The following is a 26740-nucleotide window of genomic DNA, read 5'->3' as shown; positions in this document are numbered from 1 at the left end:
AGGGCGGTCTCTTCGCAGTTCTGTCAGCGACGATCAGGCCGCACGGATCGCAGTGTCGTATGCTCGTGCGCGCCCTTGCTGGCGATCACGCCGCCAGCGCGTCCGGATTGACTTCGCCCTTGGCGATATCGGTGAGGATGGCGTCGGCCTCTTTCTCTTCCAGCAGGCTGTCGTGCAACAGCACCTGGTCGTCACGCAGATCGAGCTGGCCGGCAAGTGCTGCGGCTGAACCGTAAGCGGCGATCTCGTAGTGCTCGAGTTTCTGGGCGGATGCGATCAGGCCCGCATCGCGAAGATCGTCGCCCTCCAAAATGCCGAGCATCTTGCGGGTTTCACCGATCAGGGCCTGCATGGACTGATCGACATGCGCCGTCGGGTCGGCGCCGTGTTTGTGAAGGATGCCGACAAGGCGCTCCTTCTGCCTCATTGTCTCCGCATGGTGGTCCACCAGCGCATCCTTCAATGCCGGGTGAGATGCTGCGGCCGCCATGCGCAACAGCGCTTCGCCAAGTTGCTCCTCGACACTCACCAGTTCCTGCAGTTCGGCCAAGTACATGTCCTTGAAATTGCTGATTTCCATGACGAAATCCTTATCATCGGATGTGTACGAGGCTTCCGGGCGCGTCGCTGAATTCGGAAGCAGCCGGCACAAGCCGGGCGGCCTTTTTCGCGTTCGAGGCCTCGCGATGTCTTTTCAACGAGACCGCGGCGCATCTGGTTCCGGGCCATGCGCCAGGAGGTGTTCGATGACGGAATGGTATTTTGTCTGGGTCGAGGGTCTGCGCGGGCCCATGCCGCAGAAATGGTCATCGGACGGGCTATGGGGGCAGATCGGCCGTCAGGACGTCATTGTCCGTTTCGCGCTGAGCGATGCGGAAGCTCATCTGCCGCTCGACGAACTGGCGAGGCTGCATCCGATTCCCGACGGGAGATAGCAGGCGGCGCCGTTGCTTAGCGCGTTCCGCAGAGTTCCGTGCGGTAGATGCAGCATTTCGAACATGGCTTTCTGCGGAACATTGCGGATTTAATTTCGTTGCCGGGTTGAACGGGCGCAAAGAGGCACCACTGTCCCGGGTTCAATTCGGCTTGCTGAATTGAATTAGAACTTGCGAACCAGCGCGCTGTGCTGGTGGGACGAGCGATCAAGATACGACACCCTTGACGCCTTTCGTATCCTTCGCAGGAAGCAGCCGTGTGCGGCCTTCGCCGTTATGCGGTCCTCGACCAACCAAGAAGCCAAGCAAGGAGTCCTGCATGAAATTAAACTCGGCACAGGTGGAACGCACCTTGAAGCAATTCGAAGCCCAGGCGCTGCCTGACGATCATCCGGTAGTTCCGCAACTGGCCAGCATGTTCGGGGATCATACGTTCTTCCTCGACAGCGGCGGGCTCAACGTCCTGGAACCGACCGAAGCTTCCGAGCCGGAAGCGCCAGTCGGCATGATCGTAAACCTTGCCAATTGGAGTGATGAGACGCTGACGAAACTGTCGCCGCACGAGCCCGAGCCCACAGGCGTTATCGTCAGCCTCGAATCCAGACACTGACGCTTGAGGCTGCGAGGAGCGATCATTTCGCGGCGGGTTCGGTAACGACGTATCAGGCCGGGCCTGCCGCGATCTGTCAGGTCCGCCTGTGGTGCGGCGGCGCCGGTCAGGTCTCGAAATGAACCCCGATCCGCCTCTCTTTTCGCCAGACGACGCGGCACGGCAGATGAAGGTGATCGGCTTCGATCACCAGCGTGAAGCGTTCGGGAATGCCGACGGGGGAGGTCACCTCGAGTGCGGCACCGGTTTCGGAAAGATTGCGGACCGTGCAATCGAAGGCGGCGCCGCCGCCAAACGAAATCTTGCCCGCTTTCAACAACCGCCGCCGGGGTGCTGTTCTGTGCTCGTCCGCCACATGGACCTCCGCGTGAACCGGGAAGTCTTCGGCCAGCGAGGTTACTATCCTGTTACAAAACGTACCAGCCCTGGCGCAACGCAAAGTGGTAAATTGCCGCAGGGTCGCCCTTGCAGCTCATCGGGCCTGGCCATCCGTCCGCGCCCGCCGGCCCTCGATCGGATAGGCCGGGTCATTGAACCCCGGCGTCGAGGGGTGGCCGCTCGCCACCAGCCGGTCGATCAGCGCCTCGTCCTCGGCCGTGAAGCGATAGTCGAGCGCCTTCAGGTAGTCGTCCCATTGCTCCTCGGTGCGCGGACCCGCGATCACCGCCGAGACGAACGACGAATTCAGCACCCATGAAACCGCGAACTGCCCGGCGGTGATGCCGTGGGCTTCGGCGTGCCGCTTGATCTCCTGCGCGAGCTGCAGGGATTCCGGCCGCCATTCGGTCTGCATCATCCGCTTGTCGGCGCGGCCGGCGCGCGTCTCCTTGTCGGGCGCAGCATCCGGCTTGTACTTGCCGGTCAGCACGCCGCGCGCCAAGGGGCTATAGGGCACGATGCCGAGGCCGTAATAACCGCAGGCCGGGAAATGCTCGACCTCGGGCATCCGGTTCATGGCGTTGTAATAGGGCTGGCTGACAATTGGGCGATCGATGCCGTTCTTGTCGCAGATGTTGCAGATCTCGGCGACGCGCCAGGCGCGGTAGTTCGAGACGCCGAAATAACGGATCTTGCCCTGGCGCATCAGGTCGCCGATGGCGCGCACCGTCTCCTCCAGCGGCGTCGCGTGGTCCTCCTTGTGCAGGTAATAGATGTCGATGAAGTCGGTGCCGAGCCGTTTCAGGCTTTCGTCCGCCGCCTGCATCACCCAGCGCCGCGACAGCCCGCCGCGACTGGGGTCGTCGCCGATCTGGTTGGCGAGCTTTGTCGCGAGAATCCAGTTGTGCCTGTTGTTCGAGATGGCGCGGCCGACCACCTGCTCGGACTGGCCGCCATTATAGGCGTCCGCGCCGTCGATGAAGTTGACGCCGGCCTCGCGCGCGCGTCCCACGATCCGCGAAGACGTCGCCTCGTCGGTAGGCCCGCCGAACATCATGGTGCCCAGACAGATCGGTGAAATCTTCAGGCCGCTGCGGCCGAGGTTACGGTGTTGCATGGGGTGGGTCTCCTCCGGCTCTACGCAATGACGGTACCTCAACTCTCACTCTTCAATATCTTGAACACGCCGCTCGCCATCGCGATACAGCGTTTATCGACGGTCACCTCTGTCGAGATGAAGATGAGGCTGCGTGTGGAGCGCACCACGTGCGGCTTCGACACCAAAACCTCGCCGATCTTGCCGGCTTCGACAAAGTGCGTATCGAGCTGCACCGTCGCCAGCGTCGGCTTGCCCGAGACGAAGCGGGCTGTCATGCCGCAGGTTCGATCGGCGAAGGTCATGATGACGCCGCCCTGCACCAGGCCGCGGCGGTTGTGGTGCTTGTCCTCGGTAGCAAGTGCGTATTCGTGCGTGCCGTCGACCACGCGCTGCCATAGCGGGCCGATCAGGTGCAGGAAGCCGGATGTTTCGACGATCTTCCAGCCGTCGGATTTGAGTTTATCCGCGGCTTTGCTCGTCATGTCGTGCTTTCCGTTTCCTGCGGGCTGTCATGCTGTCCGGGGCCATTTCATCTGATGTGCTTGTGTTGTAGTCAAGCGGGATGGTCCGGTCATTCGACGATACCACACGGCGGAATATTGCAGGTCGCTGCGCGGCATTTGCGCGGGCGTCATCCGGCGAGACGGTGGCTGGGCTGAAGCGCGCTGCCGTGGCCATCGCGCTGACGGCAGCCGAGGCCGGCGGGGGGACGACGTTTCTGCTGACCCGCCGCGCCGCGACCTTGCGTTCGCACGCCGCCCAATGGGCGCTGCCGGGCGGGCGTTGCGACCACGGCGAGACGCAGGCGCAGGCGGCGCTGCGCGAGCTTCACGAAGAACTCGGCGTTGGCCTCGGCGAGGACGATGTGCTCGGCCTGCTCGACGACTACCCGACGCGATCAGGCTATCTCATTACGCCCGTGGTGGTCTGGGTGAGCGCCAGCGCCGATTTCGTACCCAACCCCGCCGAGGTCGCCTCGGTGCATCGCGTCGCGCTCGCCGATATCGAACGAAACGACGCCTTCAGCTTCACGACGATCCCCGAAAGCACACGGCACGTGATTCGCTTTCGGCACGCCGGCCAGCATATCCACGCGCCTACGGCGGCGCTGATCTATCAATTTGCCGAAGTGCTGGCGGGAAGAAACACGCGCGTCGCGGAACTGGAACAGCCGGTATTTGCGTGGAGGTAGCATCGCGCATCCATCTCACGATGTGAGATACGATGGATCGCAATGACGACGTAAGCACCTCATTCGGAAGTCAACTTGCGAATACGGATCGTTTCAGCAACGATGGCGGCGCCATAAGAAAAACAGTCCTGGGAGCGCGCTTATCATGTCCACGTGGATCAAGAGCTTTTGTGTCGTCGCCGCACTGCTCGGTGTTAGCGTAGCCGTCGATTCAGCGCGAGCGCAAACCTATCCCGCCCGCGCCATCACGCTGGTCATTCCATTCGCGCCCGGCGGCAGCACCTCGATCGTCGGCCGCGCCATTGCCGACAAGATAAGCGAACTGCTCGGCGAGAAGGTCGTGGTCGACAATCGTCCCGGCGCCGGCGGCACGGTCGGCACCAAGGCGGTCGCGAAAAGCGATCCCGATGGTTACACGTTGCTCCTGGGCTACACCGGCACGCTGGCGATCGGTCCCTCGCTCTACAAGAACCCAGGCTACGATCCGCGCAAGGATTTTGCGCCGATCGGCATGATTGGCAACGCGCCGAATTCGCTGGTGGTGCATCCGTCGTTCCCCGCGAAAAGCGTCGCCGAACTGATCGCCTATGCGAAGGCCAATCCGAACAAGGTCAATTTCGGCTCGGCCGGCGCCGGCACCGCCAGCCACATCACCGGCGAATATTTCGCCCGCGCCGCCGGCATCAAACTCGTGCACATCCCCTACAAGGGCACCGGCCCGGCGCTGACCGATCTCCTCGGCGGCCACATCCCGATAGCATTCGCGCCGATCCCGGCCTCGCATGCCAATGTCTCCGCCGGCAAGCTGCGCGCGCTTGCGGTGAGCAGCATCGCCCGTTCGGGCTTGCTGCCCGACGTGCCGACCATGATAGAAGCAGGCCTGTCCGGCTTCGACGCCTCGCTCTATTACGGCCTTGTCGCGCCCGCCGGCACGCCGCGGCCGATCATCGACAAGCTCAACAAGGCGCTGCGAGACGCGCTCGCCTCCGACGAGGTGAAGAAGCAATTGAGCAATGACGGCACCGAAATCACGCCCGGCACGCCGGAAGACTATGCCGACTTCATCGACAAGGATGAGAAGAAGTGGTCGCAGCTCGTGAAGACCAGCGGCGTCGAGCAGGAGTAGGGGCCTTTCCCTCCCCTTGTGGGAGAAGGTGCCTTCAGCGGCACCGAACTGCGACCTCTTTCGGGGCTGACTTCGTGGGCACGCTTGCTACAACAAGGCGATGTGCCTGCAATTGATTCGCATGGGTTCCGGATTTGTCACGCTCGCGCTGTTCGCGGGCGCGCCTGCAATGGCGATGGACGCGCGCACGCTTGCTCCCTCTGCCGCCGATGCGATGGCGCAAGGAGCCTCGCCGCAGGCGATCGCCGAATATCGCCGCAAGCTGAAGGAATATCAGGAAGCGCGCTCCGCGTTCGAGGAGGAGGCGGGGGCCTATTGGGCCTCGATCTCGGAGAAGCGAAAGGGCCGCAACGCCAAGCGCCGGGAACGCCAGGCCATTGCGCTGAACGATTACGTGCTGACGCAGCCGCCGGTCTATACCGGTCCGAAGCGCCCGGTTAGTCCGGAGCCGGAGGAAGAGAAGCCGCCGCGCGAGCGCAAGCCGCTGCCGGTGGTCGCCGATTTCCTCAAAGCGGCCGCCGAGCATTTCCAGTTCGTGCCGCAGCGGCCGGCCGCCGAAGTCGAATTCAAGCGCGCCTATGCCCGCTATGCACTCGCGGCGGGACTGACGCGCGAGCAAGCGATACGGGTCTATTCGTTCGAGACCGGCGGCAATGGCAATTACGACATGCAGTCAGGCTTGAGTGCCTCGCGGCCGGGCTCCCGCGCGATCTCGACCGCGATCGGCTACAACCAGTTGCTCACCACCAACAGCGTCGAATTGCTGGCCGAACAGGGCCACGAATTCATCAGGGAATTGACGGCAAGGGCGGCTGCGCTGTCGGGCGCGCCGCGCAAGGCGATGGACCACAAGCTTGCGGTGCTGAAAAAGATGGTGGCATTTGCGCGCACCGTGCCGGACACCTGGTCCGAGCATGAGAAGCTCGCCAATACCCCGCAGGGCTGGGCGGTGCATGCCATGGTGCTCGATATCGACGTCGGGCCGATGCTGCAGACCCACAAGCTGCTGACGTCGGTCCATTTCGTGCGCGCCAAGGGCTACAACCGCCCGCTCTCGGCCGCCGAACTCGAAATGATGAACCTGACCGGCGACGGCACCGGCCTCGACATGGTGACCATGCCGCAGGCGATGCGCGAGCAGGTGCCGACCTCGAATTTCTTCCAGCGCGGCGGCTATGAGCGCAACCCCGTCGCGATCCGCCACAACACGGTGGCGAAGCTACTCGCAGTCACCGACGAACGCATGGATTTCAACTCTGGCAAGCCCGGCGCGAAGGAATTGGCGGCGGCGTTTTAGGTCTATTGTCGTCCTGGCCAAGCGAAGCGCGAGCCGGGACCCATAACCACCGGCCGGAATCGATAGACCGAGACGTCTGCCAGATTGCCCCCAAGAGAGGCCGCGGCGTATGGGTCCCGGCTCAGCGTTCGCTACGCTCACTTGGCCGGGACGACACTGCAGTTAGTTTCTGCACCCCTCAATCCGACCCGAACATGAACTTGCCGTCGCCTTCCAGATAGGGCCCGGAGCGCATATAGAGCTGTCCGTTCTGGCCGATGAAGAACAACGTCCCCTTCGGCACCTTCTTGGCGCCTTTCAGCAGCGTGCCGGCATTGTTGGTGCCCATCTTGTAGGAAAGCGTCTTGCCGTCCTTGCCGTAGGCATAGGCCATATCCTGCTTCAACTCCCAGGGTGTCGGCGCCGCGCCTTGCGCAAATGCGCAAGTCGAAAACCCCGCCAGGACGGCCACCGCCAAAGTCGCCTTCGTTGAAATGCACGTCATCATTCATCCTCCCCACAGCCATTCGGCTTCTTGCCCCATGCTTTGAACAAATCACGAACGGCATCGTGCCGTCAATTGGCACCTTCGACGCATCACACCGCACTTGAGACTTTGTGATTTCCCGCGTTCGACTTCGCGACTATGTTCGCCTTCGGCTACAAGCACGCATTGCGAAAAACGTCATAGGATGGTCAGGATGAACCACGTCATGAAGATCGGTTTGGGTGTTGCGCTGTCGTTCATGACGCTGGCTTCCGCGGCACAGGCCGACAATTTCAAGCTCTCGAACAACCAGCGGATTGCATGCAGCCGCGGCCTGGCTCCGGGCAAGCTCAACACGGCGACGTGCAAATCCTACGCGTACGTGTTCAACGTCAAGACATCAGAATATTTCCGCTGCCAGGTCTCGCTGGCGCTGACGCGGGACAACAAGGAAGTCATCAACGTCCAGTCCGACGGTGGCTGCACCAAGAAACCGCGTATCTTCGATACCGACGGAAACTATTCGTTCGATGCCACCGAAACCGAGCCGCCGAACACCAATTCGTTCTTCGGTCCCGGCGGCTATGCGGTGTGGGCCAGCGACAACAATAATCCGAAGGTACGCGGTTGCATCATCATCTCGTCCGGCCTCGGCTCCGATATCTCGAAATGCATCGACATGAAGCTCGAATGAGCCTGGCTCAGGACGGCTTGTCGGAGTCGGATGCGAGCTGCGGGCGGGAGCGAGCAAATTTCCGCACCGCCACCGGCTTGCCGAACAGGTAGCCCTGAACCAGATCGAACCCCATCTCGTGAGCGGCGAGAAAATCGGCGCGGGTCTCGATACCTTGCGCGACGGCGCGGGCGCCGTTGTCCCGGGCCAGCTCGATAATGCGCCGGCATACCGTCTGCTTCAGCCGGTCGTCCGCGCAGCCGTTGATGTATTGCTGGTCGACCTTCAGTTCGGCGAACGGGAAACTCCGAAGCTCCAGAAGGGACGGCCATTCCGCGCCGACATTGTCGATTGCGATCGCGATATTGTGCAGCCGCAGACGTTTTGCAGCGTCCACTACCAGATCGGGGTTGTCGATCACCTCGCTGCTGTTGATTTCGATTAAAAGTCCTGCGAATGCCGGGTGGGTGGGCATGGCGCGGCACAGATCGCGCACCGCCGCGGCATTGCCGAAGAACGATACCGGCAGGTTGATCGAAAGGTCGACCGGGCCCTGGCTCTCCAGCAGATAGCGCCAGTCCTCGATGGCGCGGCCGACTACGAATTCGGACAGGCTGCGAAAATGCGGATCCTTATCGTCGGGAATGAAATAGGCCGGCGGGACTACGCCCCAGGCAGGATGGCGCATCCGGACCAGCGCCTCCGCGCCGCTCGGTGCCAGCGTGCGGGTGTTGATCTTCTGCTGATACCACAGTTCGAGCCAGCCGGCCTTCAAGGCCTCGGCGACATCGACGGCGGGGCTTGGCGCTGGCTCGGCCGGCAGCAGTGCCGCGACGCTGTCGCGCAGGCTCGCTGCGCCGAAAGGCGTCTGCAGCGAGGGCAGCATGGCAATGCCATATTCGCCGCCAATCTGCCTGACCGCCTTTACCATAATCGAGTCGGGTTGACCGATGACGAGGACTTTGCCAGCGAAATTCTTGCGGACAATGACCTCGAGAATTTCGCCGACATTGATCCCGTCGACACACACGCTGAGCACGATCAGGTCCGGCTGCTCCGCCTGCAGGACGCCTGCCAAATCGCCGGCCTGCCCGCATTCGCAGGTCACGAAGCCGAGATCCTCGAGAGCGTCGGAAAGGAACAATCGGAGGTGCTTTTTGCTGTCAACGACGCAGGCTCTGGGCGTTAGCTTCCGGTGCCCGAAGTGCGCTGCGCGTGTATGCTCGTTAAAGTCGATCTGCTCCATGGCCGCCCTCCAGACAGATACCCCAACGCCAGTGGTACATCCGCGTTGCGGTCGCAAAAATGGAATTTTGCGGGAGGTCACATGATTACTTCAGTAGGGTTAAAGCCGCCGACACGAATAAAATTTTAGGAAATCGCCGGGCTCGGCGGCTCGAGGCCGGAATCGGATGAGCTCATCCGTTGTTTCGTGCGCTTCGACGAGTTGATGCGTCGGCCTGAGCAATATTTGTCAGCCCCGCCTGTTAACGCCTGTGGTCGCTTGTCGGCGCGGCGATGTTCGTGGGTTTGAGAACACCTCTACTGCGGCTACTGTGGCGCGCCGCGCTCCTTCGCGGGAGCAGCAATGACGCGATGCACGCAATTTTGCTTTCGGCAAAAAAAAACCGCGGCCTTCGGCAGGCCGCGGTCACTGTAACCTGCTTCCGGACAGCGCTTCCGCGTCGTCCGGATGGCGAAGCCTAGCCGCCGATGCCCTTTTCCTTGAAGTATTTCAGCGCGCCGGGATGGAACGGGATCGGCGAACGTTCCTGCACCTGGTTGTCGAGCGTAAAACTCTCGGCTTCCTTGTGCACGGCGACGATGTCGGCCTTCTTCTCCACCAGCGTCTTGACGATGGTGTAGGCGTCCTCGTTGCTCATCTTGTCGCCGGTGACGATCAGGTTCCAGACGTCGGTGATGGAATTGTCCTTGTCGTAGCCCGGATACGAACCTGCCTTGATCTTGCTGGAAGAATAGAGCTTGCCGTATTTCGCGTTCATCTTCTCGGCCAGATCGCCATGGTCGATCAGCTTTATCTTCAGGCCGGGCGTCGCCGCGAGATCGGTTACCGCGGCAGTCGGGATGCCGCCGACCCAGAAGAACGCATCGATCTTTCGGTCCTTGACGGCGTTCACGGATTCGGCAACGCCGAGCCGCTCGCGCTTCATGTCCTTGTCCTTGTCGAGGCCGGCGGCCTCGATGACGCGGAACGCCATCACTTCGGTGGCGCTGCCGGGCGACCCGGTCGAAACGCGCTTGCCCTTCAGGTCGGCCATGGTCTGGATGCCCGTGCCTTCCACCGTCACCACATGCATGCGGTTCGGGTAGACCACGAGCAGCGCCTGCAACGGCACCTTGCCGCTCTTGAACTTGTCCTCGCCCTTCAGCGCATCGAGCGCAGCGTCGGCCATCGTGAAGGCCAGCTCGCTCTTGCCGGCGCCGATCAGCTTGAGATTGTCGACCGAGCCGCCGGTGACCTCGGCGGTGGCCTGCACGTTGGGAAGGTTCTTCGACAGCACGTTGGCAACCGCGCCGCCGAGCGGATAGTAGACGCCGCCGGTGCCGCCGGTGCCGATCGACATGGTTTTCTGCTGGGCGTGGGCTGCGCCCGCGAAGGCGAGCCCCAGAGTTATCGCTAGTATCGCTGTGGTCTTCTTCATTTCTGTCTCCTCAATCGTTTCTTCTCTATGTTGTTAGCGCAGGCCGCTCTGGCGACCGCGTTCTGGCCTGCCACAGCAATACGCCGAGACCGATGATCAGGCCGGGCACATAGGTGTAGCTGATATCGCGGCCGATGATCCATTCGACGATGGCCTCGATCAGGCTTGGAAACACCAGCAGCAACCCCGATAGCAGAAGCAGGCCGCGTTCCACCGGCGTATTTTGTCGCAGTGCCCAGTTCTGGGCAAATGCGGCCAGAGCCAGCAGCCCGAAACTGGTCTTGATCGCGATTTCGAGGATATCGACCCACGATCCGCCCTTCGGGATCGACATCAGCAGGCCGACGCCTTGCGGGTCGAGCACGAACACGAACGGCACCAGGAACGCCGGCAGCGTGTATTTCCACGACTGCAGCGTAGTCTTGTAGGGATCGCCGCCGGTGATGGCGGCCGCGGCGAATGGCGAAAGTGCCGTCGGCGGCGAGACCTCCGACAGCACGGCATAATAGAAGATGAACATGTGCGCGGCGTAATCGGGCACGCCGAGTTTGACGAGCGCCGGTGCAGCAATCACCGCGCAGATGATGTAGGAAGCCGTCACCGGTACCGCGAGGCCAATGATCCAGACGATCAGCGAGGTGTAGATCGCGGTCAGCAAGAGGCTGCCGCCGGCATAGGCGATGACGATCGACGAGAATTTGAGGCCGAGGCCCGTTAACGTCACGATGCCGACGACGATGCCGGCGCAGGCGCAGGTGGTCGCGGCATTCAGTGCGCCGATCGAGCCGTCGGCCAGCGCCTTCACCAGTTTGGTCGGCACCAGCGCGGTATCCCTGCGCAGGAAGCTCAGCGCGAAGGTCACCACAATGGCGTAGAACACCGACAGCGATGGCGAGTAGCCGATGACCATGAACACGACGACGGCGAGCAGCGAGATGAAGTGGAAGCCGTATCGCTTCGTCATCTGGCCGAGCGACATCTCCGTCGTGATGCTCACGTTCTTGGCGTGGAACTTCTTGGCGTCCAGTTCGACCATGAACAAGAGCGACATGTAATAAAGAAAGGTCGGAATGGTCGCCATCCAGATCACGTCGAGATAGCTGATCTTGAGAAACTCGGCGATCAGGAACGCGGCGGCGCCCAAGACCGGCGGCGACAGGATTGCGCCCAGCCCGCCCGCTGCCAGCAATCCACCCGCGGCGTTTTTCTCGAAGCCGGCCTTGGCCATCATCGGATAGGCCACGGTGCCGATCATCACGGTGGTGGCGACGCCCGATCCGGAGGGGCCGCCGAGCAGGAACGACGACAGCACGACCGTGCGGCCGGCGCTGTTGGGCTTTCCGCCCATCAAGGCCAGCGAGAAATCGATGAAGAACTTGCCGGCGCCGGAATGCTGCAGAAATGCGCCATAGATGGTGAACAGGATGATCAGTGTCGCCGACACGTCGACGGCAACGCCGAAGATGCCCTCCAGCGTAATGAAGAGGTGACCGACCAGCCGGGCCAGGTCGTAGCCGCGATGGGTCCACGGCGCCGGCAGATACGGGCCGAGCATCGCATAAGCGATGAACAAGAGCGACACCACGGGCATAATCGCGCCGGTGGTGCGCCGCGTCGCCTCCAGCAGCAGCACGATGAAGACGATGCCGACGACTATATCCCAGCGGTCGGGCGCGGTGGCGCGGTCGGTAAAATCCTCGCCGCCCCACAGCGCATAGACGATGGTGGCGACCGCGACTATTCCGGGGACGACGTCCCACCAGCGTACGCGGTTGCGAAAGCGTGTCGCCAGCGGAAACAGCAGAAAGCTCAGGACCAGCGTAAAGGCGACATGGGTGTAGCGCAACTCCTGGGTCGGAACGATGGCGTAGGCCGCGTAGAGGTGAAACAGGCTCATGGCCACGGCAATCGTGGTCGAGATACGGCCTGCCCATCCCATCAGGCGATTGGCTGCGCCTTCTTCTGCCTCGATGTAGGCTTCCGCCTTGTGCAAGGCTTCGTCCGAAACGGCGACGACCTCGTCATTGGGCGGCGTTGTCTTGTCTACGGCCATGCTTTCCCCGGGGACGCGTTAACTCCCAGACCCGGTGTCCTGCGGGTCTTTCGCGGGCGCATTCAGTCCAATTTGGGTAACCGTGGCAAGGGCCTTGTAGGCGTATGTCGGGGGCATCTCTTTTAGTCTATCGGACCGGTTGACCCGTAGCCCGGATGGAGCGAAGCGCAATCCGGGGAAACCGCCAAGATTCCCGGGTTGCGCTTCGCTTCACCCGGGCTACAAGAAAATGAGAAACTCATAGGGAGAAGAAGTCGATGGAACGGCTCAAGGGCAAGACGGCGATGGTGGTGGGCGCGGGCTCGATCGGTCCCGGCTGGGGCAACGGCAAGGCGACGGCCGTGACCTTCGCGCGCGAGGGCGCGCAGGTGTTTTGCGTCGATCGCAACGCGGCGGCCGCAAAGGAGACCGTCGACATCATCGCGGGCGAGGGCGGCAAGGCGACTGCCTTCACCGCCGATGTCTCGCGAGAAGCCGAGGTGGAGGCAATGGTTTCGGCGTGCCTCAAGGCCTATGGCCGCATCGACGTGCTCGACAACAATGTCGGCATTGCCGAGATGGGCAGCGTGGTCGAGGTGAACGAGGCGAGCTGGGACCACGTCTTCGCGGTCAATCTCAAGAGCGCCTATTTCGCCATGAAGCACGTCATTCCCGTCATGCAGAAGCAGGGCGGCGGCTCGATCATCAACATTTCGTCGATCGCCTCGATCCGCCATCTCGGCATTTCCTACGTCACTTACGGCGCCTCGAAGGCGGCGATGAACCAGATGACGAAGACGACCGCCGTGCAGTTCGCACGCGATCATGTCCGGGTGAATTGCATCCTGCCGGGCCTGATGAAGACGCCGATGGTCGAGCACTCCGCAGGACTTGCGGCCAGCTATTCGGCGGGCGACGTCGAGGCGATGTGGCGCGCGCGCGACGCCCAGGTGCCGATGGGGCACATGGGTGACGCCTGGGACGTCGCCAATGCCGCGCTGTTTCTCGCCTCCGATGAATCCCGCTACGTCACCGGCATCGAATTGGTGGTCGACGGCGGGATTACGGTGAAGGCGAGTTAACTTACTGCGCCATCGCCAATATGCCGCCGGCGAAGGAGTGCCAGAGCGGCGTGACACTGATCGGCCAGTTCAGCAGCTTGACGGCGATCAGCGCAATGCCGCCGTAGACATAGACGGGATGCGGCCGGCCGCGCGTGCGCCAATCATAGACGATGGCGGCGACCAGCAGGAGATAGGCGACGAAGGCGGGCGGAATGGTTACAGGCACCGGGGGCGGACCAAGCGGCCCGGGAGGCGCCAGGAAGGTGAGAAACCAGCGCGCGACCGCGGCGTCGAGCAGCGAGATGCTGGCCAGCAGCATCAGCCGCTTGTGCGTTTCCGGCTTGCGGATGGCCGAAATCGCCAGCGCAAAGACGACCGCAAAGAACAGAATTCCGCTCAGCGGAACAATCGCGAACGCGATTCCGTCGTCGGTCAGTCCGGCCGCCGCCGAGCGCTTCATCGCGTTGACCGCGACCAGGAAGCCGAAGATCGTCATCGCGGTGGCCAGCGAGACGCCGATCATGCCGATGGCGCGGTGCCGGGCGATCTTGCCCGACGCGGCCAACCAGCTCTGGAATGCGAAATAGAGCGACCATGCGAAAAACAGCAGCCCGTGAAAATGCACGACCGGGGAGGCCGAGAACGACCGCTTCGCCAGCGGCAGCCAGTAGGTCGGCGCGAAGCCGAGAAAAGCGACGGCCATGCAGGCCAGCGCCATGTAGTAGTAAAAGTAGCCGGTTTGGGATTGCGCGATGGCGCGCGGCGGATTGAAGTCGGTCAATGTGGTCATGGTTGTTGAGTCCGCGAGAACTGCAATAGGTTCACAGCAGATTTTCTCACGGATCGTGTTTTTCCGTCTGTGAAGAGGATTACGTTTCCCGCGCGCCACGTTTCGGCCAGAATCTGTCCCGTACGAAAACGGATACGCGCACGCGCCCGTTGTCGAAAAAGCGGATGGCTTGCTAAGATCGCGCGTTAATCCAACGCTTCCCGGATCACAAGGCTTCCCGGATCAATTGATGCGAGGCTATTCCGACATCCGCAGGCTGGTCGCGGCTTCCTTGCTATGGATCGCGTTTGCGCAGGGCGTATCGGCGACCGGTGTCGAACCGGTCAAGGATTTGCGCGTCGATCCCGCGCTCTGCCTGGCCGCCGCCCTCACGCGTGACGACGACAAGACGGTCGCGGCCTGCGGCGCGCTGATCGACAACGCAAAGACCGAAAAGGCCGATCGTTTAAAGGCGCTGATCGCGCGTGGCGCCGCCTATGAGCGCAAGGACATGGCCGACCGCGCCATTGCCGACTATGACGGCGTGCTGCGGCTCGATCCCTCACTCGCCGATATCCATAACCTCCGCGGCGAACTCTGGCGCAAGAAGGGCGACCTGCCGAAGGCGGTGGCCGATTTTGCTGCGGCGATCAAATTGAACCCGGACCACGTTGCGGCCAGAGCCAACCACCGGGCGCTGGCGCAGGAGCTGGAGCGGCAGGGCGCGCTGAAGGCGGTCGCCGGCAAGCCGAGTTTCAACTGCACCACCGCCCGCCGCAAGGTGGAGAAGGCGATCTGCGCCGATCCCGAACTCGCCGACCTCGATCGCGAGGTCCAAGGGTCATATGTCAAGGCGGCCGCTGTGAAGATGACCCCACAGCAGGCGCGCAAGCTGCGGCGAGAGCATGCGGAATACATCTCCCGCCGCAATGCGGAATACGGGCGGCCCGGCTACGATCTGAAAAAGGCGATGCGCGACCGCCTGCAACAGATCAACGGGATCGCCGGATACTAGACCGTTGTGGCCACGCCAGGTCAAAAAGGCGATCTGCGCCGACCCGGGCCTCGCCCAGCTCGACCGCAACATCAACGACGTGTTTCTGCGGGTGATTGCGAATGCGGAAGCCGACAGCCATCGCGCGGCGCTGGCGCTGACCCGGCAGCAGCGCGACTTCATCGAAAAGCGCAACAGCTCGTTCGGCCGCCGCGGCTACGACCTCCGCCATGCCATGGAGGATCGGCTGGAGAAGCTCAATACGATCGTCCGGCAGTGAGGTTTGCCGAATGGCCAAGCTATTCTCGGCTTGATCTGGCGCCGCTTCCCGTGACAATGCGGCAAACAAGTGCCGCCCAGCCGTCATGGCCGGGCTTGTCCCGGCCATCCACGTCTTGCATTTGTCGAAGCAAATTCGTGGATGCCCGGGACAAGCCCGGGCATGACGACGAGGATGGCGAACGACCGGGAGTGCGCCATGAACATCCAGGACAACAGCCGCTATCACGAGGTCCATGCCCGCTCGCTGGCCGACCCCGAGGGCTTTTGGGCCGAGGCCGCACGCGAGATCGACTGGATCGAGCCGGCCAAAAAGATCTTCGATCCCTCGATGGGGACTTACGGCCGCTGGTTCGCCGGCGCCGTGGTCAACACCTGCTACAACGCGCTCGACCGCCATGTCGCCAATGGCCGCGCCAACCAGGTGGCGCTGATCCACGATTCGCCACTGACCAACTCGATCTCGAAATTCACCTATGCCGAGATGCTCAAGGAAGTGCAGACGCTGGCTGCCGTGATGGCCGATTTCGGCGTCGCCAAGGGCGACCGCGTCATCCTCTATATGCCGCTGGTGCCGGAAGCCGTGTTTGCGATGCTGGCCTGCGCGCGGATCGGCGCGGTGCATTCGGTGGTGTTCGGCGGGTTCGCGGCGAAAGAGCTTGCAACCCGGATCGACGACGCCAAGCCGAAACTGATCTTCTCGGCAAGCTGCGGCATCGAGCCCGGCCGCATCGTGCAATACAAGCCGCTGCTTGACGAGGCGATCAAGCTTTCAAGCGCCAAGCCCGAGGGCTGCATCATCCTGCAGCGGCCGCAGCAGACTTGCGAACTCACGGCCGGCCGCGATCACGACTGGGCAGCGTTGCGCCGCGCCGCGCTCGCTGCCGGCAAGGCCGCGCCGTGCACGCCGGTGCTGGCGACCGATCCGCTCTACATTCTCTACACGTCAGGCACCACCGGAATCCCGAAGGGGGTCGTGCGCGACAATGGCGGGCATCTGGTCGCGCTGAAATGGTCGATGTTCAATCTCTACGGTGTCAAGCCCGGCGAGGTCTGGTGGTGCGGCTCCGACATCGGCTGGGTGGTCGGCCACAGCTACATCGTCTATGGGCCGCTGATTCATGGCGCCACCTCGATCATGTATGAGGGCAAGCCGGTCGGCACGCCGGACGCCGGCGCGTTCTGGCGCGTGATTTCAGAGCACAAGGCCGTCGCCTTGTTCACCGCGCCGACCGCGTTCCGCGCCATCCGCAAGGAAGATCCGGAGGGCGCGTTCATCCGGAAATACGATCTGTCGAAATTCCGCACGCTGTTCCTGGCCGGCGAGCGCGCCGATCCGCCGACGGTGGAATGGGCGGAAGCGCAGTTGAAGGTGCCTGTGATCGATCACTGGTGGCAGACCGAAACCGGCTGGTGCATCGCCGGCAATCCAGTGGGCTTGGGCATGCTGCCGGTCAAGCACGGCTCGCCGACGGTGCCGATGCCGGGCTATCAGGTCGACGTGGTCGACGAGGCATCCAGGCCGGTGCCCGCGGGCACCATGGGCTCGATCGTGATCAAGCTGCCAATGCCGCCGGCCTGCCTGCCGACCTTGTGGGAGCAGGATGCGCGCTTCAAGGAGGCCTACCTCACGGAGTTTCCCGGCTACTACAAGACCTCCGACGCCGGCTACAAGGATGACGACGGCTATGTCTGGGTCATGGGCCGCACCGACGACATCATCAATGTCGCCGGTCATAGGCTTTCCACCGGCGGCATGGAGGAAATCCTCGCCTCCCACCCCGACGTCGCCGAATGCGCGGTGCTCGGCATCAAGGACGCGATCAAGGGCGAAGTGCCCTGCGGCTTCCTGGTGGTGAAAGCCGGCGTGACCCGCGCGCCTGCCGAGATCGAAAAGGAGATCGTGGCGCTGGTGCGCGACAAGCTCGGCCCCGTTGCAGCGTTCAAGCTCGCGATCACGGTCGGGCGATTGCCGAAGACACGCTCGGGAAAAATCCTGCGCGGCACCATCAAGAAGATCGCCGACGGCGAGAGCTGGACCATGCCGGCCACCATCGAGGACCCGAAGGTGCTCGACGAGATCGGCGACGTGCTGAAGGGCAGGGTGTAGGGTTTCGGGGGCAGGCCAATCGCTTGACCCCGGTGATCAGCCTGGCGCACGTGCAGCTAGCCCAGCAGTTCTTCGGTGACTTCGTCGGAAAACTGCTTTCGCACGCCGGCAATCAGCACCCGCTCGGGATCGTCAGGGATGGTTGTCGCGCCGGGCATGCCATGATCAAGCAGGGCGCGCGCGCAGCCGGTCCAATCGCCTCCCTCGACCGGCTCGTTGCAGGACGCCCAGGACAGCGTGCCGCAGGCGTTGTCGCCATGGCCATGCTGTTCCTTCCAGCTGGCGCCGTGTTCGAGCAGAAAGCGCGTCAGGCCCGCATCGCCGCGGAACACCGCAAGATTGAGGGCGGACGCATCCCAGTCGCCGCCACGCACGGCGATCGGCCAGCCGAGGCGGACCATCAGCCTCACGGCGTCGTCGGCGCCTGCCGCGGCCATATCAGGCAACAGCCGCAATTGCGCCGGCGACAGCGACGCCGGCAGGTCGGGGCGGCGCGAAGCCATCGCGCGTGCCTCGGTTTCGTCAGCGCGCGCGCAGGTGGCGACGAAGCGTTCCTCTTCGGAAATATCAGGTGCGTCAGTCTGCTCGCGCAGCAAATCCGCAACGTCCGATAGCCCGAACTGCAGCGCCAGCCGGTACGGGCTGACGCCATCCGGGGTCGCCGCCGACGGATCGGCGCCCGCGTCCAGAAGGGCCTTCACATGACGGGGCCGTCGGCGGTAGATGGCCCATGAAAGCGGCGAGCCCCAGTTGGTCAGCGGCGCATTTCGCGCGGGCTCGTTCGGGTCGCCGCCATGTTGCAGCAACAGTTTCAGCGCGCTGTCGTCGTCGAGATCGATCGAACGATAGATCGCATTGCTTTCCGCAATGCGGGCGCCGTGCTCCAGCAGCAGGCGCGCGCATGCCGGGCTCTCCAGTGAATGGTAGAGCGACTCACCGTCATTGGGGTCCGCGCCGGCATCGAGCAGCAATTTGGTCAGGTCGGAAGCATGGTTGCTTCCGGCCGCGCCGTAGAGCGTCGAGAGCGAATAGCGCTGGTCGGGCTCGCTCAGCGACCCCGGTGGCCAGCGGCTATGGATGTGCTGGTTGACGTCGGCGCCATCAGCGATCAGCAACTCCGCGCTGCGATGCAGCCGCTCGCGAAATTCTTCCACGCGCAGCAGGCTCGAATGTGCGACGGCGAAAAGCGGCGGCAGTCGCAACGGGCCACCTGATAGGTTGAGCCATGCCGGGTCGGCCTGCGTAGCCTGCCGCAGCGCGCGTTCGTCGCCGATCGCGCAGGCAAGATAAGGGTCGCCGGCGACGAGGTCGGGATCATCGGCCAGAATGCGTAAAGCAACGCGCGGGTTCGCGCGGTTAACCGTGCCGCTGACGTCGCCGGAATAAAGCAGTTGAGCCCAGTGCAGGACGCGGGCCGTGCGCTCCTTCTGCGTGACCGCCTGCACCTCAATGTAACGCTTCAAGTCAGGCCAGGATACAAAACCGTGTTCGCGCGCCAGGCACGATTGCGCATCGTGCAGGCGCAGTCCCCGGGACGAAAGGTCCTCATTGCTGAGGCCCGCCGTTGCCGGTAGCGTGCTGCGAAACCGCGCCATCGCCGCCGCATCGCGGCTTCGATAGCGGCGGATCAATTCCTTGGCTTGCTTCTTCAGATGATCGAGATTCAATCGATCGGGGAGCGGGTTCATCAAACACCTCCGTGCATGACATCGCCGACGGCCCGCAATACCGGCTGCACAAAGGTCTAGATGTCGCTCGAAAGCTGCAAGTGGGTTCAACCCTTCCCGCGGGCCCGGGAGCGGCTTGCACCGCATCCGCTACAATATGGCCAGCGCAGGCGACGGTCAACGTGGCCGGACGAGGCACGATTCCAGCCGGAAAAATCCCGGCCGCGTGGCAAGCGGCCGGGATGTGTATTGCAGGGACGTTCGATCAGTAGGCGCAGACGTTCACGGTGCGCAGGCGCATGCCGCGGCGGGTTTCGACCCAGCGCTGCCGCAGGCAGCCGTTCAGACCGGTGTCGACGTAGACGCCGCCGAAGCCGACGCCGATGGCGGGACCCCAGCCATATCCATGTCCCCAGTGATGATGGCCGTGGTAGAAGCCGCCGGCGGAAGCAGGCGCTGCAGCGGCAATGGTAAGCGCGGCGGTGGCGATCAGTCCGAGGGTCATCTTGCGAAACATTGTAAATATTCTCCAATTAATTGGCGCGAGGCCGTTGTTGCGTCCCTGCCCATCAGTCGGGCCGACGACGTCCTGCGTTCACGCGCGAAGGGGAGAATCGTGTTTCAGGAATGTTTCGTGGGACGAGATCGGCGGAAATCCTTGTCATCCTGATAACCATCCTGCGCCGTCTGGTAGCGTGCGGCCATGGCCTGGGTGAGTTCGGCCATCCTGTCGCGCAGCTCGGCCGGCGCCAGCACCTCCGCCTCCGCGCCGAGACGCAGCAGCTCGGCCGCCGCATGCCACACCGTTTTTCCGATCGGCACCACAGCGACCCGCCAGCCGGCGGCATCCGAGGTCTCCTCGATACGGGTGCGCGTCCTCACATAAGGCTGGCTCAAGGCGTTGAGCAGTTTTACGCCGAACGGCGACAGCCGGACGGTGGCGTAGTTCGGATGCATCTCGGCTTCGAGCCTGATCGTTGCGGCTTGCCAGTAGGTCGCGAGATCGAAATCGGCGGGCCGGACGAAGGGCTCCTCCAGAACGTTGCAGTCGAGAACACGCGCCACGCGATAGGTGCGCACGCTGCCATCGACGTACCCTGCGAGATACCAGCTGCCGCCTTTCAGCACGAGACCGAGCGGCGCGACGCGGCGGCGTTTCTCGGCCCTCCAGCTTTGGTAGCGGACTTCGATCAGGCTCTCGCGCAGCAGCGCGCCGGCAATGGCGCGCAGATGCTTCGGCTGCTCGGCTTCGCCGAACCAGCTTGGGGCATCGAGATGAAAGCGTTCCTGCATCCGGCCGGCGTTCGGACGCAGATTGGCCGGCAATGCGGCCATCAGCTTGGTCTGCGCCGCCAGCATCGCAGCATCGAGGCCAAGCGCGGCTGCGGGGCCCGGCAGTCCCGTCATGAACAGCGCCTCGGCCTCCGGCTGTGACAGTCCGTTCAGCCGCACGCGATAGCCATCGAGCAGGCGATAGCCGCCTTCCGCGCCGCGCTCGGCATAGACTGGAATGCCGGCCGCCGCCAACGCATCGATGTCGCGATAGATGGTGCGCACCGAAACCTCGCAAGCATCAGCGAGTTCAGGCGCGGTGACCCGTCCCCGCGCCTGCAGAGTGGTGAGGACCGAAAGCAGCCGGCTCGCGCGCATGATCCCTTAAACCATACCTGACACAAGATGTCAGGTATGGTGGGGCATAGAAGGTCCGTTGCCCGAGAGGCCCAATGGAGACTGCCAATGACCAGCAAGGACCGCATCACGCTTTATTATTCGCCGCAGACCCGCGCGACGGGCACTCGGGTGCTGCTGGAGGAACTGGGAGCCCCCTATGATCTCCATGTCCTGAACATGAAGGCGGGCGAGCAGCGCCAGCCGGCCTATCTCGCCATCAACCCGCTGGGCAAGGTGCCGCTGATTCGCCACGGCGAGGCGCTGGTGAGCGAACAGGTGGCCATCTACATCTATCTTGCCGACCTGTTTCCGGGCGCCGGGCTGACGCCCGCGCTCGACGATCCCTGCCGAGGCCCGTATCTGCGCTGGATCGCCTATTACGGTTCGTCCTTCGAGCCTGCCTTGATCGATAAATTCATGAAGCACGAGCCAGCGCCGCAGACGCAATCGCCATATTCCGATTACGAGACCATGCTTGGTGTATTGGAGACGCAGCTTTCCAGGGGGCCTTATCTGCTCGGAGAACGCATGACGGCAGCCGACATCCTCTGGGGTGTGGCGTTCAGTTGGACGATGATGTTTGGCCTCGTGCCGCGAAAGGACGTATTCACGGCCTATGCCGAGCGCATCACGTCGCGGCCCGCCTTCCAGCGGATCACCGCTGCCGATGACGAAATGGCTGCGCAACACGCCGCAGCTTGCGGCGGGTGAGCGCTAGCGTCGGATTCCCTGATGACAAAGACCGTTCACACGACCAACTGCTTCAACACCTTCATCCAGGTCGCGGAGGATTGCCCCACGCGCGCCGGCGAGGTGCCGCCGGTCCGCACCGGAAATCCGACGGTAGCAGGCCTGCAATACAAGATGATTGCGGAAGCGCCCTACAAGTACACGTCGGACGACGTCATATTCGCGACCTCCGCCCGCGGCCGGCAGCTCGATGCGAAGGCGACCAAGAAGGAGCGAAGCCTCGCCCGCGACGAATTCTTCTCCAAGGGGCAGGCGTGTCTGCGAGCATCAGGGCTTGGCAAGCGCTTCGGCTGGGGCGTGCATGCCGATGCCGAGGGGCGCGTCGCGATCTATGCGGTCGACAGCAAGCGCTACCAGGCGCTTGCGCGGGATCCCGGTATCAAGCAGGTCCGGGCGATGCGGACGAAGCGAGCCTGAATTTTCCCTGGCCCCTCAGAGTTTTGCCTTCTCAGAATTTCGGCGGGCGCTTCTCGGCAAACGCTTTGATGCCTTCCTTGATCTCGGCGCTGCGCATGCTCTCGCGGTGGCGGAGGTCGGCGGCTTCTTCATCGAATTTTCCGCGGGCGAATTCGTTGATGGTGCGCTTCATGCCGCGCATCGCCAGCGGCGCGTTGCCGGCCAGTATTGTGGCGAGCCGGTCGACCTCCTCGTCGAGCGCTTCCACCGGCACCATGGCGGTGAGGTAGCCGATCCGCAGCATTTCCGGTGCGGTGATCCTCTCGGCGGTGAGAAACAGCATTTTTGCGTTGTCGACGCCGAGCCGCGACACATAGCGGGCGATGCCGCTCTTGTAATAGTGCAGGCCGAGCCGCGCCGCCGGCATGAACATTTCAGCCGTATCGACGCCGATGCGGAAGTCGCACGCCAGCGCCAGATCGGTCGAGCCGCCATAGACGCCGCCATTGAGCCGGCAGATCGTCGGCACGCCAAGATCCTCCAGGCGGTCGACCACCGCTTCGAACGCCGATCCCACGCTCGGTTGCGTCGTCGCGCTGGTGGCGCGGTCGGCCACCGAATTGAGATCGTAGCCGGCGCTGAAGGCGCGGCCGGTACCGGTCAGCACCAGCACGCGGATCGCGGGATCGGCCTCGATCCGGTCGAACAATTTCACGAGATCGCCGAGATCCTCGCTCTGCAGCCGGTTCAGGTGTTTCGGCCGGTTGAGGCGGATGGTGGCGCGCGGGCCATTGATTTCAAGTACCGGCGCGCTCGCCGCCTTGGCCGCATCGGGCATGCTCTTCTCCATTCTTCTTGCTTGTTTGAACTATCTGTTCTCTTGCGCGCGCCGCCTGGCTTCGGCGGCGATGGTCTCGGCCGGATGCCGCGCCATCAGCAGGCGAAAATCCACCAGGTCGGCCGGTGCCGAGAGAACGAGCCGCTTGGACATCGGGTGAGGAGAGGCCTGATGGGTGCAATAAAAGCTGGATAACGGTCAAGCCGCAGCGGGACCTACGCCCGCAAAGTGCCTGCCCGCGGGGAGGCCGTCAACGACGTCCGTGCGCCCATTGCGCCGGCCGGTTCGGGCCGCGCCGACGACGGGGGTGGCGATGAATTTTACCCGGAATAGTGAGAATCCCGACAAAACGTCGCTTTTTCCTCGTATACCAAAAGAGCCCTGCGGACATTACGATAGTGGGCATCGCAGCAGAATCGCGAAAAATTCACTCCCTGAAGAATTTGGTTGGTTTCCGATGGATACGTCTCATCTGGCACAACACGCAGGAACCGCGGGCGCGCTGTTCGCGACGATTTTCGTGGTCGCCACCACCACGATGAAGACCATGATCCCGTTGCGGGTCTTCGGCATTCTCGCCAACGTCATCCTGATCCTGACCGCGATCCCGGCTCGCAACTATCTGGTCATGGTGGTGCAGGTGCTCATGCTGCTCGTCAACTCCTATCGCCTGCACCAGATGCTGCAGCTGGTGCGCGACGTGAAGAAATCCGTCAACAGCGACCTCTCGATGGAATGGCTGAAGCCGTTCATGACCGAGCGTCAATGCGCAGCCGGCGAGATCCTGTTCTACAAGGACGAAAAGGCCGAGGACATGCTCTATATCGTCAGCGGCAAGTTCAAGCTGGTCGAGTCGGGCATCGTGCTGCCGGTCGGCGCCATCGTCGGCGAACTCGGCATGCTGTCGCCATCGAACATGCGAACCCAAACGCTGGAATGCGTGGAATCCGGTCTCGTCCTCAGCGTCAGCTACACCAAGGTCGAGGAGCTCTACGTGCAGAACCCGGCCTTCGGCTTCTATTTCCTTCGCCTTGCCAGCGCCCGGCTGTTTCAGAACCTCGAGACGCTGCAGCAGCAGTTGAATCAGCAAACGGCGTCCGCCGCGGCGCCGAAGCTCGCATAGAGGCCGGGAGCCCAGGGGAGTGTCAGACCGCGGTATCCTGTCGTCGTTGCGTTATCTGTTCGCGGATTTCATCGGCGAGGATGACGACACGCCGCCGTTCCTGCCCGAAGGGCTGCCGGCGCCGGTCATGGCGGCGGCGAGCGACGCCATCCACCTGCTGATCGAGTACCAGGGAGCCAGCTACGCCGAACTTTACGTCCACCGGCTGCGGCGGTTCGTCGGCAAACAAGGCGTCGACGACGTCATGCTTGCCGAAATTGCACGGCTGATGGCGGTGCGCATGGCCTATCAAGATCCGATCCGGATTGCGCAACTGAAGCTTGCCGAACTGGATCAGGCGTCCGGCAACCCTGCCAGGCCTGCCAAGCCTGCCGTCGATATCAGGAAGTTCACGCTCGAGGAATTGATCGGCGCGCTTCCCGCCGTTATCTCCGAGTATGTGCTCGATGCACTCGATTGGGCGGGTTGGTCGAACAAGCGGGTCTCCATCCGTTTCAGCACGGCAGGCCGGTTCGGCGTCCGCCGTCTCAAGATCGAGGCGGGACTGCGGCGATGGCGGCTGTTTTCGGTGCGTTATGCCAAGGAGCGGGTCTGGGTCGAACGCTGGCTGCATATGATCGACCGCAGCCTGACCAAGCAGCCCGCAGCCGCGCCCGCGATCGTGCAGACCGCGACCATGATCGAGGGATATGGCGACGTCTATCGTCAGGGCCTGGCGGACTGGAATGCGATCATCGACGGCCTGGTCAAGCCGACCTTCGATGGCGTGCTGACGCTGCCTGATCTGGGGAGCGCGGTGGCCGAGGCGCGCGCAACCGCGATGGCTGACCCGCGGCAGACAGCACTCAAGCGCAAGATCGCTGAAATCCGCGCGCGGGCTTCGGCCGGATCGAACACGGCCTGACCTTACGCACTCTGCGCGGTCTTCACGACCACCACTTTGTCATCCTGGGGCGGCGGGTGCCGCTTGAGATGTTCGCGGCGCAAGCCGATCTCGTCACGCACGAATTCATAGCCGAGCTTGAAGGTGTCCAGTCCGTCGCTGGAGATGGTTCCGTCGCGCAAGCCGATCACCACGCCGCGCAGGATCGTTTCCAGCTCGTCCTGAAGTTCGTCGAGGGCGTCCAGCGATTTGGCGTATTCCATGCGCTCGCCGATATCGAGAATGGCGGTTGCGAGCTGGCTGGCCTTCTCCGGCGCGATCCGTGTGACCTTGGTGTAGATGGCGGCAAAGATCGAGCCGATGATGCTGAGCGCCGCCAGGGCAACATACATCAAATCGCTGTAGCGCTCGATAAAGGACTTGATTTCGTCGTTGATGTATTCGGCAGCGCCCGGATGCGCCACGATGAAGGCATCCTTGTCGGTCGCTGCCGGCTCGATCTTGGAGGCGAAGCCGTCGGTGAGCGAGAGCTCGGCCTTGTTCTCGTAGATGATCCGCGCCAGGTCGCTCACGGTCGTGGTCGAGAGCTTGGATTGGGCGACCAGCAGCCATTCGAGCCCGATCGTGTCGACGTCTTCCGCAGGGACAGCGGGCGAGGCGGACAGCATTCCGGTCGCCACCGTTTCCTCCGATATCGCCGGGTATTTTCTGGCGATCGCTTTTGCTGAATCGATCGCATTCAGGGTAAAGCCGCCGCGCCTGGTATATTGCTCGTAGCTCTTGTCCTTCACGATCTGCGAGGCGTGCGCGATCTTGACCACGGCGCCGTAGCCCGCGGCGAACAGCTGGTCGAAGGTCGCGCCCGGCGGCGCTATCTGGACCCGCGCGCCCGCATCCGGGGTGTCCGAGAGGTCGAGAATATTGCGCACCAGCGCAGCTCCGCTCTCGCCGTCGGCTATAACCGCGATCTTCTTTTTCTTCAGCTCCGCGATGGATTTGATCTTCTTGCCGTTCGGGCTGATCAGCAGAAGCAGGTCGTGTTCGAGGATCGCAACGGCGCGGGCGCGGGGCGGGATCCTGGCGTCGGTGCGCAATACCGCAAGGTTGGCTTCCTTGCGGTCGAACTGCGACAGCGCCTTTGCATTGTCGCCGTTTGGCACGATCTTGAGCCGCAGCCGCGAGGAATTATTCTTCAGCACCGTCGCCAGCCGGGCGGCGAAGCGCGCCTCGGGGCCGTTGGCTTCGCCGACGGCAAACACCAGCGTCTCCGAATTGCGCACCCAGGTCCGGCCACCCCACACCACGGCGGCGGTCAGGATCAGGGTCAGGATGGAAAACAGCAGGATCTGGGTCCGGTTGCTCTTGACGGCCCGCATGCGGCGACGCGGCATTTTCGGATGCGGCGTTGGGGCTTCAGCGCTCATGGCTCGTACCCGGGGATCAGGGACGTGTCGCCGGCCAAGCTGGCGCCGCGGGCTGTCCGAATGAATTCGTAAATATATACAAAAGAATGATAATTTTGCCCGCCGGCCGATGATAGCCCTCTCCCATGGGATTGCAAACCGCGCCAGCCGGTAACCTTACCCCCGGGCCACGCTGCGCGACCTTGCCGCAGTATCGCAGTTCCGCCACACCGTGCGATTTTCAGACTACCCACAGGTGCATTCCGGCGCGGGAGGTGTCATAAATGCGGGCAACGTTCGATTATTCCGGGTTGAAAAGAAC

The 26740-nt window shown here is 63.0% G+C and carries 28 protein-coding genes and 1 pseudogene; 14 read left to right on the top strand and 15 right to left on the bottom strand.

The window, feature by feature from the left end; translation table 11 throughout:
• Positions 1-85: 85 nt before the first annotated feature.
• A complete protein-coding gene (locus tag V1279_RS30495; RefSeq protein ID WP_334443680.1) occupies positions 86-580 on the bottom strand; it encodes a YciE/YciF ferroxidase family protein in 495 nt (164 codons plus the stop codon).
• A 166-nt stretch (positions 581-746) separates the two neighbouring features.
• Here V1279_RS30495 and V1279_RS30490 point away from each other — a divergent pair, with 166 nt between their 5' ends.
• Both V1279_RS30490 and V1279_RS30485 read left to right on the top strand, forming a co-directional pair.
• Complete coding sequence (locus V1279_RS30490; RefSeq protein WP_334443677.1) at positions 747-935, top strand: hypothetical protein; 189 nt, start codon at positions 747-749, stop codon at positions 933-935.
• Between the two features lie 319 nt (positions 936-1254).
• Entirely contained in the window at positions 1255-1545 is a 291-nt protein-coding gene (locus tag V1279_RS30485; protein WP_334443675.1) for a hypothetical protein, read from the top strand.
• Between the two features lie 106 nt (positions 1546-1651).
• On the opposite strand, the gene V1279_RS30480 is transcribed toward V1279_RS30485, so the two are convergent.
• The 3 genes from V1279_RS30480 to V1279_RS30470 form a co-directional block, all read right to left on the bottom strand.
• Positions 1652-1900, bottom strand: a complete 249-nt coding sequence (locus V1279_RS30480; protein ID WP_334443673.1) for a PilZ domain-containing protein — start codon at positions 1898-1900, stop codon at positions 1652-1654.
• A 117-nt stretch (positions 1901-2017) separates the two neighbouring features.
• Positions 2018-3040 (bottom strand): aldo/keto reductase, encoded by a 1023-nt coding sequence (locus V1279_RS30475; RefSeq protein WP_334443670.1) that lies wholly within the window; start codon positions 3038-3040, stop codon positions 2018-2020.
• Positions 3041-3078: 38 nt separating this feature from the next.
• Complete coding sequence (locus tag V1279_RS30470; protein ID WP_334443667.1) at positions 3079-3504, bottom strand: PaaI family thioesterase; 426 nt, start codon at positions 3502-3504, stop codon at positions 3079-3081.
• An 80-nt stretch (positions 3505-3584) separates the two neighbouring features.
• Between V1279_RS30470 and V1279_RS30465 the strand changes: the two genes are divergently transcribed.
• The 3 genes from V1279_RS30465 (at position 3585) to V1279_RS30455 (ending at position 6637) form a co-directional block, all read left to right on the top strand.
• Positions 3585-4214 (top strand): NUDIX hydrolase, encoded by a 630-nt coding sequence (locus V1279_RS30465; RefSeq protein WP_334443665.1) that lies wholly within the window; start codon positions 3585-3587, stop codon positions 4212-4214.
• 145 nt (positions 4215-4359) lie between these two features.
• A complete protein-coding gene (locus V1279_RS30460) occupies positions 4360-5340 on the top strand; it encodes a Bug family tripartite tricarboxylate transporter substrate binding protein (RefSeq protein WP_334443662.1) in 981 nt (326 codons plus the stop codon).
• Positions 5341-5461: 121 nt separating this feature from the next.
• Positions 5462-6637, top strand: a complete 1176-nt coding sequence (locus tag V1279_RS30455; protein WP_334443659.1) for a hypothetical protein — start codon at positions 5462-5464, stop codon at positions 6635-6637.
• Between the two features lie 178 nt (positions 6638-6815).
• Here V1279_RS30455 and V1279_RS30450 read toward each other — a convergent pair whose 3' ends face one another.
• Positions 6816-7121, bottom strand: coding sequence for a hypothetical protein (locus V1279_RS30450; RefSeq protein ID WP_334443657.1), 306 nt, complete (start codon positions 7119-7121; stop codon positions 6816-6818).
• Positions 7122-7317: 196 nt separating this feature from the next.
• Between V1279_RS30450 and V1279_RS30445 the strand changes: the two genes are divergently transcribed.
• Positions 7318-7797, top strand: coding sequence for a hypothetical protein (locus V1279_RS30445; protein WP_334443654.1), 480 nt, complete (start codon positions 7318-7320; stop codon positions 7795-7797).
• 7 nt (positions 7798-7804) lie between these two features.
• Here V1279_RS30445 and V1279_RS30440 read toward each other — a convergent pair whose 3' ends face one another.
• The 3 genes from V1279_RS30440 to V1279_RS30430 all read right to left on the bottom strand — a co-directional run bounded on the left by V1279_RS30440 (position 7805) and on the right by V1279_RS30430 (position 12492).
• Positions 7805-9022 carry an EAL domain-containing response regulator gene (locus tag V1279_RS30440; protein ID WP_334443651.1) on the bottom strand — a complete coding sequence of 406 codons (1218 nt, stop codon included), beginning with the start codon at positions 9020-9022 and terminating at the stop codon, positions 7805-7807.
• Positions 9023-9479: 457 nt separating this feature from the next.
• Positions 9480-10439, bottom strand: a complete 960-nt coding sequence (locus tag V1279_RS30435) for a TAXI family TRAP transporter solute-binding subunit (RefSeq protein ID WP_334443649.1) — start codon at positions 10437-10439, stop codon at positions 9480-9482.
• 25 nt (positions 10440-10464) lie between these two features.
• A complete protein-coding gene (locus V1279_RS30430) occupies positions 10465-12492 on the bottom strand; it encodes a TRAP transporter permease (protein ID WP_334443647.1) in 2028 nt (675 codons plus the stop codon).
• A 257-nt stretch (positions 12493-12749) separates the two neighbouring features.
• Here V1279_RS30430 and V1279_RS30425 point away from each other — a divergent pair, with 257 nt between their 5' ends.
• Positions 12750-13553, top strand: coding sequence for an SDR family NAD(P)-dependent oxidoreductase (locus V1279_RS30425; RefSeq protein WP_334443644.1), 804 nt, complete (start codon positions 12750-12752; stop codon positions 13551-13553).
• Position 13554: 1 nt separating this feature from the next.
• Here V1279_RS30425 and V1279_RS30420 read toward each other — a convergent pair whose 3' ends face one another.
• Complete coding sequence (locus V1279_RS30420) at positions 13555-14325, bottom strand: hypothetical protein (RefSeq protein WP_334443641.1); 771 nt, start codon at positions 14323-14325, stop codon at positions 13555-13557.
• A 229-nt stretch (positions 14326-14554) separates the two neighbouring features.
• On the opposite strand from V1279_RS30420, the gene V1279_RS30415 reads away from it, so the two are divergent.
• The 3 genes from V1279_RS30415 to V1279_RS30405 all read left to right on the top strand — a co-directional run bounded on the left by V1279_RS30415 (position 14555) and on the right by V1279_RS30405 (position 17687).
• Positions 14555-15319 carry a tetratricopeptide repeat protein gene (locus tag V1279_RS30415; protein WP_334443639.1) on the top strand — a complete coding sequence of 255 codons (765 nt, stop codon included), beginning with the start codon at positions 14555-14557 and terminating at the stop codon, positions 15317-15319.
• A 4-nt stretch (positions 15320-15323) separates the two neighbouring features.
• Entirely contained in the window at positions 15324-15578 is a 255-nt protein-coding gene (locus V1279_RS30410; protein WP_334443636.1) for a hypothetical protein, read from the top strand.
• Positions 15579-15776: 198 nt separating this feature from the next.
• Positions 15777-17687, top strand: coding sequence for a propionyl-CoA synthetase (locus tag V1279_RS30405; RefSeq protein WP_334443634.1), 1911 nt, complete (start codon positions 15777-15779; stop codon positions 17685-17687).
• A 56-nt stretch (positions 17688-17743) separates the two neighbouring features.
• On the opposite strand, the gene V1279_RS30400 is transcribed toward V1279_RS30405, so the two are convergent.
• From V1279_RS30400 to V1279_RS30390, 3 genes are all read right to left on the bottom strand, one after another.
• The gene (locus tag V1279_RS30400) at positions 17744-19375 is read right to left on the bottom strand and encodes an ankyrin repeat domain-containing protein (protein WP_334443632.1); all 1632 of its coding nucleotides are present in this window, start codon (positions 19373-19375) and stop codon (positions 17744-17746) included.
• 244 nt (positions 19376-19619) lie between these two features.
• Positions 19620-19871 carry a hypothetical protein gene (locus tag V1279_RS30395; RefSeq protein WP_334443630.1) on the bottom strand — a complete coding sequence of 84 codons (252 nt, stop codon included), beginning with the start codon at positions 19869-19871 and terminating at the stop codon, positions 19620-19622.
• A gap of 104 nt (positions 19872-19975) precedes the next feature.
• The gene (locus V1279_RS30390; protein ID WP_334443628.1) at positions 19976-21004 is read right to left on the bottom strand and encodes a helix-turn-helix transcriptional regulator; all 1029 of its coding nucleotides are present in this window, start codon (positions 21002-21004) and stop codon (positions 19976-19978) included.
• Positions 21005-21091: 87 nt separating this feature from the next.
• On the opposite strand from V1279_RS30390, the gene V1279_RS30385 reads away from it, so the two are divergent.
• Both V1279_RS30385 and V1279_RS30380 read left to right on the top strand, forming a co-directional pair.
• Positions 21092-21736 (top strand): glutathione S-transferase family protein, encoded by a 645-nt coding sequence (locus V1279_RS30385; RefSeq protein WP_334443626.1) that lies wholly within the window; start codon positions 21092-21094, stop codon positions 21734-21736.
• Positions 21737-21757: 21 nt separating this feature from the next.
• The gene (locus tag V1279_RS30380) at positions 21758-22192 is read left to right on the top strand and encodes a DUF6157 family protein (RefSeq protein ID WP_334443624.1); all 435 of its coding nucleotides are present in this window, start codon (positions 21758-21760) and stop codon (positions 22190-22192) included.
• 31 nt (positions 22193-22223) lie between these two features.
• Here the strand turns inward: V1279_RS30380 and V1279_RS30375 are convergent, their stop codons facing one another.
• Positions 22224-23009 (bottom strand): enoyl-CoA hydratase/isomerase family protein, encoded by a 786-nt coding sequence (locus V1279_RS30375; RefSeq protein WP_334443621.1) that lies wholly within the window; start codon positions 23007-23009, stop codon positions 22224-22226.
• A 30-nt stretch (positions 23010-23039) separates the two neighbouring features.
• Positions 23040-23162 (bottom strand): annotated as a pseudogene (locus V1279_RS30370) (hypothetical protein); the annotation flags it as partial.
• Positions 23163-23466: 304 nt separating this feature from the next.
• Between V1279_RS30370 and V1279_RS30365 the strand changes: the two are divergent.
• Positions 23467-24132, top strand: a complete 666-nt coding sequence (locus V1279_RS30365) for a Crp/Fnr family transcriptional regulator (RefSeq protein WP_334443619.1) — start codon at positions 23467-23469, stop codon at positions 24130-24132.
• 19 nt (positions 24133-24151) lie between these two features.
• The gene (locus tag V1279_RS30360; protein ID WP_334443617.1) at positions 24152-25036 is read left to right on the top strand and encodes a DUF6537 domain-containing protein; all 885 of its coding nucleotides are present in this window, start codon (positions 24152-24154) and stop codon (positions 25034-25036) included.
• A gap of 2 nt (positions 25037-25038) precedes the next feature.
• On the opposite strand, the gene V1279_RS30355 is transcribed toward V1279_RS30360, so the two are convergent.
• Entirely contained in the window at positions 25039-26439 is a 1401-nt protein-coding gene (locus tag V1279_RS30355; RefSeq protein WP_334443615.1) for a TAXI family TRAP transporter solute-binding subunit, read from the bottom strand.
• Positions 26440-26740 lie beyond the last annotated feature (301 nt).

The organism is Bradyrhizobium sp. AZCC 1610 (assembly GCF_036924515.1).
In the GTDB taxonomy this organism is placed as follows: Bacteria; Pseudomonadota; Alphaproteobacteria; order Rhizobiales; family Xanthobacteraceae; genus Bradyrhizobium.
This window is presented reverse-complemented; position numbering and strand designations above follow the sequence as displayed.

Coding starts and splice junctions, on each gene's coding strand:
- V1279_RS30495 (WP_334443680.1), bottom strand. CDS start 580: ATGGAAATCAGCAATTTCAAGGACATGTACTTGGCCGAACTGCAGGAA.
- V1279_RS30490 (WP_334443677.1), top strand. CDS start 747: ATGACGGAATGGTATTTTGTCTGGGTCGAGGGTCTGCGCGGGCCCATG.
- V1279_RS30485 (WP_334443675.1), top strand. CDS start 1,255: ATGAAATTAAACTCGGCACAGGTGGAACGCACCTTGAAGCAATTCGAA.
- V1279_RS30475 (WP_334443670.1), bottom strand. CDS start 3,040: ATGCAACACCGTAACCTCGGCCGCAGCGGCCTGAAGATTTCACCGATC.
- V1279_RS30470 (WP_334443667.1), bottom strand. CDS start 3,504: ATGACGAGCAAAGCCGCGGATAAACTCAAATCCGACGGCTGGAAGATC.
- V1279_RS30465 (WP_334443665.1), top strand. CDS start 3,585: ATGGTCCGGTCATTCGACGATACCACACGGCGGAATATTGCAGGTCGC.
- V1279_RS30460 (WP_334443662.1), top strand. CDS start 4,360: ATGTCCACGTGGATCAAGAGCTTTTGTGTCGTCGCCGCACTGCTCGGT.
- V1279_RS30455 (WP_334443659.1), top strand. CDS start 5,462: ATGGGTTCCGGATTTGTCACGCTCGCGCTGTTCGCGGGCGCGCCTGCA.
- V1279_RS30450 (WP_334443657.1), bottom strand. CDS start 7,121: ATGACGTGCATTTCAACGAAGGCGACTTTGGCGGTGGCCGTCCTGGCG.
- V1279_RS30445 (WP_334443654.1), top strand. CDS start 7,318: ATGAACCACGTCATGAAGATCGGTTTGGGTGTTGCGCTGTCGTTCATG.
- V1279_RS30440 (WP_334443651.1), bottom strand. CDS start 9,022: ATGGAGCAGATCGACTTTAACGAGCATACACGCGCAGCGCACTTCGGG.
- V1279_RS30435 (WP_334443649.1), bottom strand. CDS start 10,439: ATGAAGAAGACCACAGCGATACTAGCGATAACTCTGGGGCTCGCCTTC.
- V1279_RS30430 (WP_334443647.1), bottom strand. CDS start 12,492: ATGGCCGTAGACAAGACAACGCCGCCCAATGACGAGGTCGTCGCCGTT.
- V1279_RS30425 (WP_334443644.1), top strand. CDS start 12,750: ATGGAACGGCTCAAGGGCAAGACGGCGATGGTGGTGGGCGCGGGCTCG.
- V1279_RS30420 (WP_334443641.1), bottom strand. CDS start 14,325: ATGACCACATTGACCGACTTCAATCCGCCGCGCGCCATCGCGCAATCC.
- V1279_RS30415 (WP_334443639.1), top strand. CDS start 14,555: ATGCGAGGCTATTCCGACATCCGCAGGCTGGTCGCGGCTTCCTTGCTA.
- V1279_RS30405 (WP_334443634.1), top strand. CDS start 15,777: ATGAACATCCAGGACAACAGCCGCTATCACGAGGTCCATGCCCGCTCG.
- V1279_RS30400 (WP_334443632.1), bottom strand. CDS start 19,375: ATGAACCCGCTCCCCGATCGATTGAATCTCGATCATCTGAAGAAGCAA.
- V1279_RS30395 (WP_334443630.1), bottom strand. CDS start 19,871: ATGTTTCGCAAGATGACCCTCGGACTGATCGCCACCGCCGCGCTTACC.
- V1279_RS30390 (WP_334443628.1), bottom strand. CDS start 21,004: ATGCGCGCGAGCCGGCTGCTTTCGGTCCTCACCACTCTGCAGGCGCGG.
- V1279_RS30385 (WP_334443626.1), top strand. CDS start 21,092: ATGACCAGCAAGGACCGCATCACGCTTTATTATTCGCCGCAGACCCGC.
- V1279_RS30380 (WP_334443624.1), top strand. CDS start 21,758: ATGACAAAGACCGTTCACACGACCAACTGCTTCAACACCTTCATCCAG.
- V1279_RS30375 (WP_334443621.1), bottom strand. CDS start 23,009: ATGCCCGATGCGGCCAAGGCGGCGAGCGCGCCGGTACTTGAAATCAAT.
- V1279_RS30365 (WP_334443619.1), top strand. CDS start 23,467: ATGGATACGTCTCATCTGGCACAACACGCAGGAACCGCGGGCGCGCTG.
- V1279_RS30355 (WP_334443615.1), bottom strand. CDS start 26,439: ATGAGCGCTGAAGCCCCAACGCCGCATCCGAAAATGCCGCGTCGCCGC.